Origin of the sequence: Cohnella sp. WQ 127256 (genome assembly GCF_024519285.1) — a bacterium.
Lineage (GTDB): Bacteria > Bacillota > Bacilli > Paenibacillales > Paenibacillaceae > Cohnella.
This window is the reverse complement of record NZ_JAMZCY010000011.1, coordinates 139,150-153,286: the sequence shown is the minus strand read 5'-3', so window position 1 is coordinate 153,286 and position 14,137 is coordinate 139,150. Positions and strand designations below refer to the sequence as shown.

Below are 14,137 nucleotides of genomic sequence, written 5' to 3'. Positions count from 1 at the left end.
TTCCCTCATCTCATATAGCCTAAGCTTTGTGAAATATCCTTAGCGGCTCGGATTATCTTGTTGCTGCACGTGGCAATTGCACTTCCAGTTATTCTGCTTAGGGGTCCAACTAAAGAAACGGCAGCAATAACCTTTCCATGGTAATTGCGAATTGGAGCAGAGAAGGAGATAACACCATCTAAATATTCGTTCACACTCATACAGAACTCTTTGCTCTTGATTTCCTTGAGCTGATTCAATAATAAAATCGGATCCGTAATCGTGTTCGAAGTGTATTTTACTAACTTGCTGTTTAATAAGTCTTTAATCCGCTCTTCTTTCTGAAAAGCAAGAAGAACCTTTCCCGAGCTGGTGCAATGAATGGGATTTCTGCGCCCCACGTAGGAAAGAATTCTTACCGGATGGGGGCACTCGATTTGTTCGACATATACAACGTCATTTTCCTCTAGCAAGGCAATATGGGCGGCTTCAGAAGTTTCCTTAACTAGATTTTTGAGAAACGGACGTGCTTCCCTGTTGACCTCCAAATTCGAAACCACAACGCTATTTAAGGTTAGGATTCGTAATCCGAGTCTGAATTTCTGGGACTCCGGATCCTTCTGCACATAGCCATCTTCAGCTAGCGTCGAAAGTAGCCGACTGACCGTACTTTTTCCCAAACCTAATTCCTGGGCGAGATCAGTGACCCTCTTCTCGGGCTCTTCTACGGTAAAACGACCTAGGATGCGCAATGCATTATTAACTGAAGAAAGAAGCGGCTCTGAGGCAGATGTTTCCTTCGAAACCATGACCTAATGTCCCCCTTTGTAAAGAAGTCCATGTGATAAAAAAAACGACTTGTTGCATATAGAGGAACAGTGGTGTTGAGGATGGAACGAAATGATTATAACATGGAACCAAATCCAATGTAAGTGCTACCAACTAAGGAGGGATTCCATGTCACTTGAAATGGCTTTGCTCGTCGCGCACGCACCAAGTATGTGTCATGAAGAGAAGGTTCCCGATTTCCAACTGGACCTGCTCAATGGATTGAAGTTAATGCGAGATAGAATCGAACAAGCGAATGCTGATGTCATCGTTCTGATGTCTACCCACTTTGCCGCTACCTGGCAGCATTATGTGGATGCCACTCCCCGGCATACTGGGATTCTGACAGCGATGGAATGTCCAGATTTGATCTCTGATGTTCCTTATGATTTCCCTGGAGACGATGAGCTTGCTCGGAAGCTAGTGTTTGCAGGTAAACAAGCGGGGATTGCAGCTTTTGAAGTCAATGACCCTACCTATGTGTGGGATTACGGGACTTTGGTGCCCCTTCGTTATTTGGTACCGAAACAGGATGTTGCCATCATCAGCCTATCTGTTTGTTTATCCTCTCCTCTAGAAGAAACCTATCGATGGGGCGTTGAAATCGGCAAGACTCTTAGACAAAGCAATAAGAAAGCGGTGTTCGTCAGCAGTGGGGCTCTATCCCATAACCTCGTTCGTGGACGGGAGAATAAGCCCTCCCGGTCGGAAAGAGCGATGGACACGCAGTTTATTGATTATTTGAAGAGCGGTGAGTACACCGATGCCCGCGAAATGCTTAACCAATATGCTCGAATAGCGGGTGTTGAATCTGGCGGAAGGCATTTGGCTGCGCTACTTGGAGTCGTTGATCCATCCCAACAGGTTGAATTGTGGGGTGAGGGTCAATCTTCCGGAAGCTGGAACGCCATTATTTCGTTTACCTCTTAAATAAATCAATTGATCAAGGAGTGAGACTCGCAAATGCAGACAACAACAGTAACCATGGATTGCCTCCATTTCATAGATGGTCAATTTGTTCCATCCCTGAACGGGACAACATTCGATAATATTAATCCGGCCACTGAAGAGAAGCTCGGAATAGTAGCGGAAGGCGGAGCACCGGAGGTAGATCTCGCTGTTAAGGCTGCTCGTAGAGCGCTTAGTGGTCCGTGGAAAACAATGACCGCTAATGATCGGATAACCATCCTACGTCGAATCGGGGATCTGATCATACAACGTAATGATGAATTAGCGAGATTAGAATCGCTCGACACGGGCAAACCAAGCTGGCTATCAGGGAGTATCGATATTCCACGTTCCGCATATAACTTCCATTTCTTCTCTGACTATATTCGAACGATCACAACGGAAGCAACGCAAATGGACAATGTCGCTTTGAACTATGCAATTAGGGTTCCTGTAGGTGTCGTGGGTCTGATCAATCCATGGAATTTACCCCTACTGCTCCTTACCTGGAAGCTAGCGCCAGCGTTAGCTGCTGGTAACACAGTCGTGATCAAGCCGGCGGAGCTGACTCCGATGACGGCTACCGTATTGGCGGAGATTTGCCGAGATGCTGGACTTCCTAATGGTGTTCTCAATGTTGTTCATGGCTTCGGACCTGATTCCGCAGGAGCTGCATTGGTGGAGCATCCAGACGTGAATGCGATCAGTTTCACAGGAGAGACCACTACCGGTAAGGTTATCATGGCATCCGCAGCCAAGACGCTGAAGCGTTTGTCGTATGAGCTTGGTGGGAAAAATCCAAATGTCATTTTCGCTGATTCAAACTTGGACGAAGTCATTGAAACGACAATGAAATCAAGCTTCATTAATCAAGGTGAGGTTTGCTTGTGTGGATCGAGAATTTATGTCGAGCGGTCGGCGTATGAGGACTTTATAAATAAATTCGTTGCCAAAACGAAGGAATTGATTGTTGGGGATCCGTTCGACCCCAAGACGAAGGTTGGATCATTAATCAGTCAAGAGCATTATGAACGCGTAACTAGCTACATCTCGCTTGCGCTTGAGGAAGGCGGAACGATCGAGAGCGGTGGTAAACGGCCAGAAGGGTTGAATAAGGGCTACTTCCTGGAGCCGACGATTATTACGGGGTTAACTCGTGACTGCCGAGTCGTTAAGGAAGAGATATTTGGTCCGGTTGTGACGGTCATTCCGTTTGATACAGAAGAGGAAGTGCTGGAGCAGGTTAACGATACACACTATGGTCTGAGTGCATCGGTATGGACGAACGATTTACGCAGAGCTCATCGAGTGGCTGCAGAAATCGAAGCGGGAATTGTATGGGTCAACACGTGGTTCCTCCGTGATCTGCGGACGCCATTCGGCGGAATGAAGCAGAGCGGAATAGGCCGTGAAGGTGGATTGCATAGCTTCGAATTTTACTCAGAGCTCAAAAATATTTGCATTAAGCTATAGGCTGAAAAACTGATCAAATCAACAGAGGGAGGTTCAAATTCACATGAGTGATTTAGAAACCAAATTCGCAGAGCATTTGGAGCAAGCGGTGGCTACGGGCCGAGGTGTTGCACCTATAACGGAGATGAAGCCAGATATTACGATTCAGGAAGCTTACGGCATTCAGTTAGTTACCATCGGTAACAAAGTGACTGCAGGCAGCCGGATCGTCGGTAAGAAGATTGGGCTAACCTCTCTTGCCATGCAGCAACTGCTGAAGGTTGATCAACCGGATTACGGTCATCTCCTAGACGATATGGTTGTGGAAAATGGTGGCGTCATCTCCTTCAGTAGTGTTCTACAGCCAAGAGTAGAGGCAGAAATCGCTTTCGTTCTTAAGAAAGAGCTCATTGGTCCCCACGTTACGGCAGCAGAAGTACTACTTGCAACCGATTATGTGCTTCCGGCACTGGAAATCGTCGACAGTCGTATTGCTGACTGGAAGATCAAGCTGCAGGATACGGTTGCGGACAATGCATCCTCAGGTCTATACGTGTTAGGTGGAAAGCCAGTGAAGCCGGATGCTGTAGACTTAACGCTCGCCGGCATGGCGTTCTATAAGAATGGTGAGCTCATGAACACTGGAGTGGGTGCAGCGGCTCTAGGCAATCCGGCTGCTTGTGTGGCATGGCTTGCTAACAAATTGTTCGAATTCGGAATTGGGCTGAAAGCTGGGGAAGTCATTCTGTCGGGCGCTTTATCGGCAGCTGTGAACGCCGTTCCAGGCGATCATTTTAGGGCGCGGATTGCCCACTTGGGTGAAGTGTCCGTTAGCTTTCAAGAATAAGAGCGGCAGGAAATACTCGATTGAGGAGAGGATGAGACTCCCATGTCTAAAGTGAAAGTAGCTGTATTAGGCTCAGGCAACATTGGCACGGACTTGATGTATAAGCTTCAGCGCTCTGACGTGCTGGAAATGACGACGATGATCGGGATCGATCCGTCATCGGAAGGCCTTGCTCGTGCTGCAAAGCTTGGTTATAAAACGATTGATTCTGGTATTCAGGGATTTCTAGAGCAGTCCGAACTAGCGGATATCGTCTTCGATGCGACATCAGCCAAGTCGCACATCCGTCACGCTAAAGCATTGAGAAATGCAGGGAAAATCGCAATGGATTTGACACCGGCCGCGATTGGAGCCCTAGTTGTTCCTTCGGTCAATTTACAGGAGCACTTAGACCAAGACAATGTCAATCTTATTACTTGCGGGGGCCAAGCAACGATTCCTATCGTGCATGCAATCGGGCGTGTTTGCCCCGTTGAATATGCGGAAATCGTAGCTACGATTTCCAGCTTGAGCGCAGGACCTGGCACACGGGCGAATATCGACGAATTTACGGAAACGACTGCCCGCGGCATCGAGAATATCGGGGGTGCAAAGAAGGGGAAAGCGATCATCATTTTGAATCCGGCTGAGCCTCCTATCTTAATGCGAGATACCGTGTACGCGCTGGTGGATCAGGAACGGATGGATGAGGAAGCAATTCGAAGGTCCATCGGGGATACGGTTTCCTATATTCAGTCCTATGTACCTGGGTATCGGTTGCGTAGCGAGCCGTTATTCGATGGAAACAAAGTGACGGTGTTCCTTGAAGTGGAAGGTGCTGGGGATTACTTACCCAAATACTCCGGAAACTTAGACATCATGACAGCTTCCGCAGTGAAGGTAGCTGAAGAGATCGCTCGGCACCGACTGATGCAGGTGGTAAGTAAGGGAGTGAGCAACCAATGACGATTGAACGCGATATTTTGATTACTGAAGTTGCTTTGCGTGATGGAAGTCATGCGATTGCGCACCAGTATACGGTGGAGCATGTGACCCAGGTTGCGCAAGCGCTTGGCGAAGCGGGAGTACCTTACATTGAAGTGTCCCATGGAGATGGTCTAGGCGGATCAACATTGCAATATGGCTTGTCGCATACCGATGAAATGAAGCTGATTGAAGCAGCCGTATCCGTCAGTGGCGATTCTAAAATTGCGGTACTGGTGCTTCCGGGGATTGGTACGGTTTCCGAGCTCAAGCAAGCGGTTAGCCTAGGGGTTAAGATGGCTCGGATTGGCACTCATGTCACTGAGGCTGATGTATCTGCGCAGCATCTATACAAGGCGAAGGAGCTCGGGCTTGAGACGGTCGGTTTCCTAATGATGTCGCATATGGCTTCAATAGATAAGCTTGTAGAGCAAGCTAAGCTGATGGAAAGCTATGGAGCGGATGCCGTGTATATGTTCGATTCCGCAGGAGCGCTTCTGCCCAATCAGGTTAGGGAGCGGATTCGTGCATTGCGGGCAAATGTGGGCATTGACGTCGGGTTTCACGGACATAACAATTTATCGCTTGCTATGGCGAACACACTTGCAGCAATCGAAGAAGGTGCCCAGAGAATTGATGGAAGCATTCGTTGCCTCGGCGCCGGTGCTGGTAACACCCAGACAGAGGTATTAGTTGCCGTATTGGAGCAGTTAGGGATCAAGACAGGAATCGATTTATATAAAATCATGGATGTTGCAGAAAACGTCATTGCTCCGATCCTTCAGGTACCGCAGGAAATTACCAGAGATAATCTTGTTCTCGGATACGCAGGCGTTTATTCTAGCTTTTTGCTTCATGCACGGCGTGCAGCACAACATTTCGGTATTGATTCACGAGATATTCTCATTGAGCTTGGCCGTCGTAAAGTTGTAGGCGGGCAGGAGGACATGATCATTGATGTGGCCGCAGAGCTTGCAGGTGCAAGAGGAATATAAGTTAGGGGAGGATACCATGAATAAAGAGATCATCGAAAAGCTTGGTCGTCATCTACTAGACGCACAAGAGAATAGAAGGGAAGTCTCAAAAATTACGACTGAGCATCCCGAATTAACAGTCGAACAGGCTTATGATATTCAGGAGCAAATTGTCCGATCAAAGCTGGAGCAAGGACTACGGATCATCGGTCCGAAGATGGGTTTGACCAGTCAAGCGAAGATGAAGCAAATGAACGTGGATGATCCGATTTACGGTTATGTTTTCGATAATATGGTTGTTACTGGCCAAGACATTTCGCTCAGCGATTACATTCATCCAAAGGTTGAAGCGGAGATTGCCTTCGTGCTTGGTCAGGATATTCAAGGCCCTGGTATAACGGGAGCTCAAGTATTGGCTGCAACGGAATATGTTATCCCTGCGCTTGAGATTATTGATAGTCGTTACGAGAACTTTCAATTTACGTTGCCGGATGTCATTGCGGATAACGCATCTTCTTCGGGCGTGATTTTCGGGAACGTGATTAAGCGTCCAGAACAATTAGAGCTTGATCTATTAGGTGTAACTCTAAGTATTAACGGCAAGATCAAAGATCTTGGCGCAGGAGCGGCCGTTGTCGGCCATCCCGCTCATTCCGTCGCGATGCTTGCAAACATGCTCGCTCGCAAAGGCTTGAAGCTTCGTGCCGGTGAGATTATTCTAACAGGCGGCATTACCGGAGCTATTCTGCTGAGCGAAGGTGACTCTGTATCTGCCCGATTCGATGGGCTTGGATCAGTAGATTTTACAGTCGGAGCTTAGGTCATTACGAGAAAGGTGGAAAAAACGGAATGCCGATCATTAACATTCAACTGATGGAAGGGCGATCCCCGGAGAAAATCAGATCATTGATTGAGACCGTTACCGACGCAGTCGCGGAGGAATTAAATTCTCCTAAAGAACGTATTCGCGTGCTCGTGACGGAAGTTCCGAAGACCCATTGGGGTATCGGTGGTGTCCCGGCGTCCGAGATTCAGAATAGATAAATTAAACATAACGGTACGCACCGTATCCTACTAAACGGAGGTAGAGTGGCATCATGCTGTACGACGTTCATACACACGCGATTCCTCCGCAAGTGATGCGGTGGCTACAGGATAACCATCACAAGGTCAACGCACAATGGAAGAAGAAGGACCCGCTTAAAGCAGAATTTCTAAGTGTGAACGGGAAATGGGAATTTGAACTGAAGGAAGTTTTTACGAATCAGGAGTTGTATTTGCAGGAACAAGCAAAGGCGGGCATCTCGTTCTCGCTCGTCTCTGCCATTCCTCAATTGTTCCTTTACGAGTGTGAACCGGAGCTGACAAAGGAACTGGCATCCGTCTATAATGACGGACTAATCGATTGGAGTGGACAAAATCCGGAGCGGTTGTCAGCCCTTGCGACACTGCCGCTGAATGATCCGAGTGCTGCTGCCTTAGAGCTGGAACGAGTGATGAAGTGCGGTGCTAAGGGAGCAATTGTTGCTTCCTCATGGGCGGGAAGAGGATTGACTGAATCTGATTTGACGCCAATGTGGGAAGTGGCAAATGCTTATAGCGCTATTATTTTCGTTCATCCACTGCTATGTGAGGATCAACGCCTCCGGAAAACAATGATGGCGAACCTGATCGGTGTCCCGTGGGAGACTACGATTTGCGCGACGGATTTGCTGCTCAGTGGGATAATGGAACGTTATCCGAAGGTGAAAGTATTGCTCGCGCACGGAGGCGGCTTTTTCCCTTATCAAATAGGTAGAATACAAACAGGGTATGAGAAGTGGACTGCCGTTTCCTCGAATATAACCGAATCGCCGCGACAAGCGTTGTGCAAATTCTGGTACGATTCGGTCCTATGGAATGCGGATAGTCTGCAATATTTGGTTGAGCTTGTAGGGAGGGACCGGGTCGTTCCGGGAACGGACTATCCATTCGATCTTTGTGAATGGCCACCCGCTCATGTAGGCTCTGATGGCTTTCGATCTTTGATGAATAATAATTAGAGCTTACTTAAGAAGGGAGATTTGCCTGTGAAGACACAAGTCGGCATTATCGGAGCCGGTCCTGCGGGTTTGATGCTATCGCATCTGCTGTATTTGCAGGGCATCGAATCGGTTATTCTGGAAAGTCGGTCACGGGAAGAGATCGAAGGTACCATTCGCGCCGGGGTGTTGGAGCAAGGGACTGTCGATTTGCTCAATGAAATGGGTGTAGGCGAGCGAATGATGCGGGAGGGTCATTTTCACAAAGGCTTCGAATTTCGATTCAACCGTCAAGGACATCGCATTGATGTACATGAGTTGACCGGAGGGAAGTACATTACCGTCTATGCCCAGCATGAGGTTATTAAGGATCTCGTGGCGGCCAGACTTCAAGCCGGGGGAACGATCCTCTTCAATGTTGGAGACGTTAGCTTGCATGATGTAGATACATCCACTCCCAAAATCCGTTATCGCCCGGATAAAGACGGAGAATTACAGGAAATCGTCTGTGATTATATCGGCGGCTGTGATGGGTTCCATGGACCAAGCCGCCCGATGATTCCGCAGGCTAACCGTACAGAATACCAGAAGGTATATCCTCATGGTTGGCTCGGGATATTAGTGAAAGCGCCTTCATCTGTTTCTGAGCTTGTTTACGCTAATCATGAGCGAGGGTTTGCTCTGCTGAGCACAAGATCTCCTGAGGTTCAGCGGTTCTATCTGCAAGTAAATCCGAAGGATGACATTAAGGAATGGTCGGACGATCGAATCTGGTCAGAGCTGCATGCCAGGTTGGAGACAAGGGACGGTTTCCAGTTGCTTGAGGGACCCATTTTCCAGAAGAGCATTGTTTCAATGAGAAGCTTCGTGTGCGATCCGATGCAGTATGGTCGCTTATTTCTAGCAGGGGACTCGGCTCATATCGTTCCACCAACAGGAGCAAAGGGGCTAAATCTTGCCGCGGCCGACGTAAAAGTGCTGGCTGAAGGATTAAAGAGTTTCTATGCGACTGGCGATTCCGAAATGCTGAATCGATACACGGAGATCTGCCTGCGGCGAGTATGGCTAGCTGAACGATTCTCTTATCGGATGACAAATATGCTTCACCGCAACCCGGAGCATACGCCATTCGAGCATCAAATCCAACTCGCTGAGCTGGATTACATCACATCATCAAGAGCGGCTTCTATGAGCATTGCTGAGAATTACGTTGGCTTGCCGATGGGTTTCGGCTCGTAAGATCCCTTACTTTGAGAAAGGTGTGGATGAGGAATGGTGAAGGAAAAGAAAGGCCTGTGGCTGTACGAGAATCGTCTCGTTCTCATGATGTTCGTTGTGTTTGGGCTTGTTTTCTTTGAACGGCTAAACATTCTCTACTTGTTTCCGTATATGGCCCCAGATTTGGGTATGAATAATACTCAGATTGGTCTGACAGTAGGTGTACTTGGCATCGCTTGGGGCGTGTCGACGATGATTTTCTCAAGCTTATCCGATTTTCTCGGCTCTAAGAAAGGAATGCTCATTGCCTTCATCCTATTATTCGCTGTCGCTACATTTTTAGGTGGACTCGTCGGCTCCATTGGTTCACTTCTTCTCGTTAGGGTTATTATGGGAATCGCCGAAGGCCCGGTCATTCCGATCATTCATTCCATCGTTATTGCAGAATCGACTCCTAGCCGCAGAGGATTTAATATGGGGCTCATCCAAAGCTCATCTAACTTATTCGGTAGCGCGCTTGCTCCCGTGATCGCCATCGCGCTGGCTACCACCATTGGCTGGCGTAGTACGTTCTATATTACCGCCTTACCAGCCTTGGCTATGGCGTTCATTCTCATGAAATATTTGAGGAAGCCGGCAGCCCCAAAGAAACAAGAAACGCAATCATCCACAGAGCAGGAGCAGCTTAAACCGACTAGGAAGCAATTTTTTCAAATGTTCAGAATCCGCAATATATGGCTTGGCATGATTATGGCTATAAGTAATATTTTGTTCATCCTCGGGCTCGCCACCTTCTTACCTACGATTCTCTCTGATTTATCTGGATTTGGTGAAGGAAAGAGAAGTTTACTGCTTGGCCTTCTCGGGCTTATGTTCTTCGTGGGACAAGCATTTGCACCAGCCTTATCTGACCGAATCGGTCGGAGACCAACGCTTATCGCGTTCTCCTTCCTCTCTATTTTCTTGCCTATAGCCGTGTGGCTCTATTACGATAACTTTCTAGTGCTGCTAATCTGTATTGTGTTATTTGCATTAGGTAACGGGTATCAACCCTTAATCGTGGCCATTATTCCCGCTGAATCTGTGCCGCGGGTACTAGCCGCATCGGCCATAGCGAGTTGCTTGCTCGCAGCTGAATTGATTGGAGGTAGCGCTGGTCCGATTGTTGCAGGTATACTTGCCGATAAGTATGGTTTGACGACGTCCCTCTGGGTACCGATTACTGGTGCGGTCATTGCCTTCCTGTGTTCTTTCTTCATCAAAGAAACTGCTCCGGCAATTGTTAACAAGAAGAATAATCAAGCGATTGCACCAAGTGTGAGCACTTGAGATAAATGCTAGACTAGCGCCTAGCGAAATGAACGGGGCAGTGCTGTGTCAAACCTGAAGAAGAGTCGCTAAAACGTTAACAGAGAGTCGGATTAACGGTAAATCGGATACGGTGAGGTCATCTATAATGAAAGGATTCACCTTACTTAAGGAGGCGCTTCATTTGTCTGCTATACCCCAGCATTACTCCAATCCTGTAATATCAGGCTTCCATCCGGATCCTAGCATCTGCCGAGTCGGCTCCGACTATTATCTGGTAACGAGCTCATTCGAATATTTTCCCGGAGTGCCGATCTTTCATAGTCGGGATCTTGTCAATTGGAGACAAGTGGGACATTGTTTAACGCGTCAGAGTCAATTGAATCTGGAAGAGTGCAAAAGCTCGTTGGGAATCTTTGCTCCTACGATTCGTTACCACAAGAGCCGCTTTTATATGATCACCACCAATACCAACAGCTTTCGTAATTTTTATGTGTGGGCAGATCAACCGGAGGGACCATGGTCTGAACCGATTTGGTTGGATTGGCCGGGTATTGATCCGTCCTTGTTCTTCGATGAAGACGGGCACGTGTATTTAACAGGAACAGGTGGATTCTTGGGCGATGAACCACTGGGTATCTATCAAGCGGAGATTGACATTGAAACGGGCCTCCTCTTAACAGAACGCCGATTGATCTGGAGCGGAACCGGCGCCAAGGCACCGGAAGGACCACATTTATATCGAATACAAGGGATGTACTACCTACTCATTGCAGAGGGAGGTACCGAGTACGGTCATCTTGTTTCGATAGCTCGCAGTGACAACCCTTATGGACCCTTTGAAAGTAACCCGGGAAATCCAATTCTTACCCATAGGAGTACCAACAGTACGATACAGGCTACCGGGCATGCAGATTTTGTGCAGATTGAGGATGGCAGCTGGTGGGCGGTATTTCTGGGAATTCGTCCGGCTCCCGTTTTATTCGGAGGACAACATCATCATTTGGGTCGCGAGACATTCTTAGCACCTGTCACATGGACTTCGGAAGGCTGGCCGGTTATCGGAGACGAAGGCAGGGTATCCGATAAAATGGATGCTGGAACGCTACCGCTTGAAATACAGACACCTTGGGTGGACAAGGATGATTTCGAAACTAATCACCTATCGTCATGCTGGAATTTCCTGCGCAATCCGAGAGAAGGGGATTGGTCTGTTGAAGAACGGCCCGGATGGCTTACGTTAAGAGGCACGGAAACGACCTTGAATGATGTTGGCTCACCTGCATTCGTGGGTCGGAGACAGCAACATTTTCGATGTGCCGTGTCTACGCTACTGTCCTTTGAGCCCCTTCAGGAAGCGGAGGAGGCTGGGCTTACGGTTTACATGAATGAGCGGTTCCACTATGAGATCGCACTATCCTATCTATCTGGAAAACGTAAAGTGATTTTGCGACGGCGCATTGGTTCCTTATGGAAGGTTGAGCTCGAAGAGGAATATGAAGGCTCTGACATCATTCTCGGTGTGGATGCCGACCTTTCGCAGTACTCCTTTTTCTATTCCAGTCCGAACGGGGAACGGAAGCCTTTTGGCTCCGGAGAATGCTCTCTGTTATCGACGGAGGTGGCCGGTGGGTTTACTGGTGTATACTTTGGGCTCTATTCAACGGGAAATGGAAGACCCTGCAACATCCCTGCAGCATTTGACTGGTTTGAATATATCCCCGAATGTTAATGGAGACAAGGGATGGAATCTAGCTCCTACAAGGACGAGTTACATTCATCCATAAGTAATCATGATTTCAGAAATTAGAACTGAATATTATCCCTTAATGATATGAGATTGTATGATTGGAACAGGGATGAAAGCGTTTGCTTTACCGACAAAAAGTCGGAAAAGCAGAAGCAGAAGTCGTCTTACGTGTTAGCGGCCATGGTATAGGTATAGTAAAGTGTTCATATCCGCTAAGGATGCAAGACAACCCAATGAATTGAACGACAAGTAGACTAGGGGGAAATTACAATGGCAGGAAAAAGAAAGTGGAGTTTCACGGCATTGGCCATGATGACGTCTTTGTCGTTAATGCTCGGGGCTTGCAGCAAGTCTAATAGTAATGCGGAGGTATCCTCGGAGGGGACGTCGCCTAGCGGTAGTCAGGCCGCAAGCAACGCCAAACCGGAAGAGACATACGAATTGACAATGTCTTACATACTGTTCGGCGGTAGCGCGAGCGATGCCGATCTCGTCGCGAAAGAAGTAAGTAAGATTACGAAAGAAAAAATCAATACAACGGTAAAGCTACTGCCGATTAGTGTTGCAGCTTACACACAGCAAGTCAATCTGATGCTAACGGGCAATGAGAAGCTTGATATTGTGGGACTGTTCCCTCCAATGAATTATCCTGGATTGGTCAGCAAAGAGTCGCTTATTCCGATGGACGAGCTGTTGGAGAAATACGGACAAGGAATTAAGGAAGCGATGGGATCTGAAATTCTAAAGGCTTCACAAATTAACGGCCAAACGTATGCGATCGCCAGCTCGAGACCTTATTCGCAAAATTATGGAATTACGATGCGCAAAGATTTGGTGGAGAAGTACCAATTCGATCTAACGAAGATCAAAACCTGGACCGATTTGGAGCCGATTTTCCAAACAATCAAGGACAAAGAGCCGGGCGTATATCCGCTCGTTAAACCAGGTCCGTTTGGTATTGTCGATGCGATTATGTTCTCTAAATTCGACTACCTTGGCGGAAATGGCATAGGCGGATTGGTATCGGCTAATAACGATAACCAGCTCGTTGACTTGTACGGAACAAAAGACTATTCGGATACGGCCGCTATGGTACGCAAATGGTATCAAGCTGGTTATATGCAGAAGGATATCGCTACATCGCAGGATACAGGCGGAAGCTTGCTCAAGGCGGGAAAAGCGTTCTCGATGATAACGAACTTGACGGATGATACGGGTCCGAATCAAAGAGAAGCGGGACAACCGATGGTTAACGTCATCTTGACCGAGCCGATTACGAACGTACTGGACGTCACGGTGTTCATGGACGGCATCGCCAAAAATAGCAAAAACCCGGAAAAGGCGATGCAATTCCTCAATTTGATGTATACGGACAAAGACGTTCAGAACATGATGAAATTCGGAATCGAAGGTAAGCATTATGTCAAGAAAGGCGATTTCATCGCCAAACCTGAAGGCGTTCAGGACGTAGGGTATATGGGTCCTCCATATAGCGGCAATGCTTATCTGGAAAGCCAATGGGAAGGAAGCGATCCTCAATTACTGGAGAAATCCAAAAAGCGGGATGAATCCTCTTATAAGTCGAAAGGTTTAGGCTTCATGTTTGACGAAAGCGCAGTGAAAAGCGAATCTGCTGCTGTTACGAACGTAATTAATCAATATGGTCCTGCGTTGAACGTAGGGGCGATTGATCCGGAGAAGGCTTTGCCGGAAATGCTTGCCAAGCTGAAGGATGCTGGAGCAGATAAAGTCATTACGGAGAAACAAAATCAATTTGATGCTTTCCAGCAAGCGAACCCGTAAAATTTCATAAGAGACAGGGAAGCATTGACGGTTGCTGTCGACTGCT

General features: G+C 47.8%; 13 protein-coding genes. 12 read left to right on the top strand and 1 reads right to left on the bottom strand.

What is annotated here, in order from left to right; translation table 11 throughout:
- Positions 1–5: 5 nt before the first annotated feature.
- A complete protein-coding gene (locus M1K58_RS26745; protein ID WP_256761956.1) occupies positions 6–788 on the bottom strand; it encodes an IclR family transcriptional regulator in 783 nt (260 codons plus the stop codon).
- A gap of 148 nt (positions 789–936) precedes the next feature.
- Here M1K58_RS26745 and M1K58_RS26740 point away from each other — a divergent pair, with 148 nt between their 5' ends.
- The 12 genes from M1K58_RS26740 to M1K58_RS26685 all read left to right on the top strand — a co-directional run bounded on the left by M1K58_RS26740 (position 937) and on the right by M1K58_RS26685 (position 14,091).
- A complete protein-coding gene (locus tag M1K58_RS26740) occupies positions 937–1,737 on the top strand; it encodes a DODA-type extradiol aromatic ring-opening family dioxygenase (RefSeq protein ID WP_256761954.1) in 801 nt (266 codons plus the stop codon).
- 33 nt (positions 1,738–1,770) lie between these two features.
- The gene (locus M1K58_RS26735; protein ID WP_256761953.1) at positions 1,771–3,228 is read left to right on the top strand and encodes an aldehyde dehydrogenase; all 1,458 of its coding nucleotides are present in this window, start codon (positions 1,771–1,773) and stop codon (positions 3,226–3,228) included.
- 43 nt (positions 3,229–3,271) lie between these two features.
- Positions 3,272–4,054, top strand: coding sequence for a 2-keto-4-pentenoate hydratase (locus tag M1K58_RS26730; protein ID WP_256761952.1), 783 nt, complete (start codon positions 3,272–3,274; stop codon positions 4,052–4,054).
- 42 nt (positions 4,055–4,096) lie between these two features.
- Positions 4,097–4,999 carry an acetaldehyde dehydrogenase (acetylating) gene (locus tag M1K58_RS26725; protein WP_256761951.1) on the top strand — a complete coding sequence of 301 codons (903 nt, stop codon included), beginning with the start codon at positions 4,097–4,099 and terminating at the stop codon, positions 4,997–4,999.
- On the top strand, positions 4,996–6,012 hold the full coding sequence (dmpG, locus tag M1K58_RS26720) for a 4-hydroxy-2-oxovalerate aldolase (RefSeq protein WP_256761950.1): 1,017 nt from the start codon (positions 4,996–4,998) through the stop codon (positions 6,010–6,012). Before M1K58_RS26725 ends, dmpG begins: the two co-directional genes overlap by 4 nt.
- Before the next feature lie 16 nt (positions 6,013–6,028).
- Positions 6,029–6,811 carry a 2-keto-4-pentenoate hydratase gene (locus M1K58_RS26715; protein WP_256762074.1) on the top strand — a complete coding sequence of 261 codons (783 nt, stop codon included), beginning with the start codon at positions 6,029–6,031 and terminating at the stop codon, positions 6,809–6,811.
- Between the two features lie 29 nt (positions 6,812–6,840).
- Positions 6,841–7,035 carry a 4-oxalocrotonate tautomerase gene (locus M1K58_RS26710; protein WP_256761949.1) on the top strand — a complete coding sequence of 65 codons (195 nt, stop codon included), beginning with the start codon at positions 6,841–6,843 and terminating at the stop codon, positions 7,033–7,035.
- Positions 7,036–7,091: 56 nt separating this feature from the next.
- Positions 7,092–8,033 carry an amidohydrolase family protein gene (locus M1K58_RS26705; protein WP_256762073.1) on the top strand — a complete coding sequence of 314 codons (942 nt, stop codon included), beginning with the start codon at positions 7,092–7,094 and terminating at the stop codon, positions 8,031–8,033.
- Between the two features lie 27 nt (positions 8,034–8,060).
- The gene (locus tag M1K58_RS26700) at positions 8,061–9,251 is read left to right on the top strand and encodes a 4-hydroxybenzoate 3-monooxygenase (protein WP_256761948.1); all 1,191 of its coding nucleotides are present in this window, start codon (positions 8,061–8,063) and stop codon (positions 9,249–9,251) included.
- 33 nt (positions 9,252–9,284) lie between these two features.
- Positions 9,285–10,559, top strand: coding sequence for an MFS transporter (locus M1K58_RS26695; RefSeq protein ID WP_256761947.1), 1,275 nt, complete (start codon positions 9,285–9,287; stop codon positions 10,557–10,559).
- Between the two features lie 172 nt (positions 10,560–10,731).
- On the top strand, positions 10,732–12,270 hold the full coding sequence (locus tag M1K58_RS26690; protein WP_372339217.1) for a glycoside hydrolase family 43 protein: 1,539 nt from the start codon (positions 10,732–10,734) through the stop codon (positions 12,268–12,270).
- Between the two features lie 288 nt (positions 12,271–12,558).
- Complete coding sequence (locus tag M1K58_RS26685) at positions 12,559–14,091, top strand: ABC transporter substrate-binding protein (protein WP_256761945.1); 1,533 nt, start codon at positions 12,559–12,561, stop codon at positions 14,089–14,091.
- Positions 14,092–14,137 lie beyond the last annotated feature (46 nt).

Coding starts and splice junctions, on each gene's coding strand:
- M1K58_RS26745 (WP_256761956.1), bottom strand. CDS start 788: ATGGTTTCGAAGGAAACATCTGCCTCAGAGCCGCTTCTTTCTTCAGTT.
- M1K58_RS26740 (WP_256761954.1), top strand. CDS start 937: ATGTCACTTGAAATGGCTTTGCTCGTCGCGCACGCACCAAGTATGTGT.
- M1K58_RS26735 (WP_256761953.1), top strand. CDS start 1,771: ATGCAGACAACAACAGTAACCATGGATTGCCTCCATTTCATAGATGGT.
- M1K58_RS26730 (WP_256761952.1), top strand. CDS start 3,272: ATGAGTGATTTAGAAACCAAATTCGCAGAGCATTTGGAGCAAGCGGTG.
- M1K58_RS26725 (WP_256761951.1), top strand. CDS start 4,097: ATGTCTAAAGTGAAAGTAGCTGTATTAGGCTCAGGCAACATTGGCACG.
- dmpG (WP_256761950.1), top strand. CDS start 4,996: ATGACGATTGAACGCGATATTTTGATTACTGAAGTTGCTTTGCGTGAT.
- M1K58_RS26715 (WP_256762074.1), top strand. CDS start 6,029: ATGAATAAAGAGATCATCGAAAAGCTTGGTCGTCATCTACTAGACGCA.
- M1K58_RS26710 (WP_256761949.1), top strand. CDS start 6,841: ATGCCGATCATTAACATTCAACTGATGGAAGGGCGATCCCCGGAGAAA.
- M1K58_RS26695 (WP_256761947.1), top strand. CDS start 9,285: ATGGTGAAGGAAAAGAAAGGCCTGTGGCTGTACGAGAATCGTCTCGTT.
- M1K58_RS26685 (WP_256761945.1), top strand. CDS start 12,559: ATGGCAGGAAAAAGAAAGTGGAGTTTCACGGCATTGGCCATGATGACG.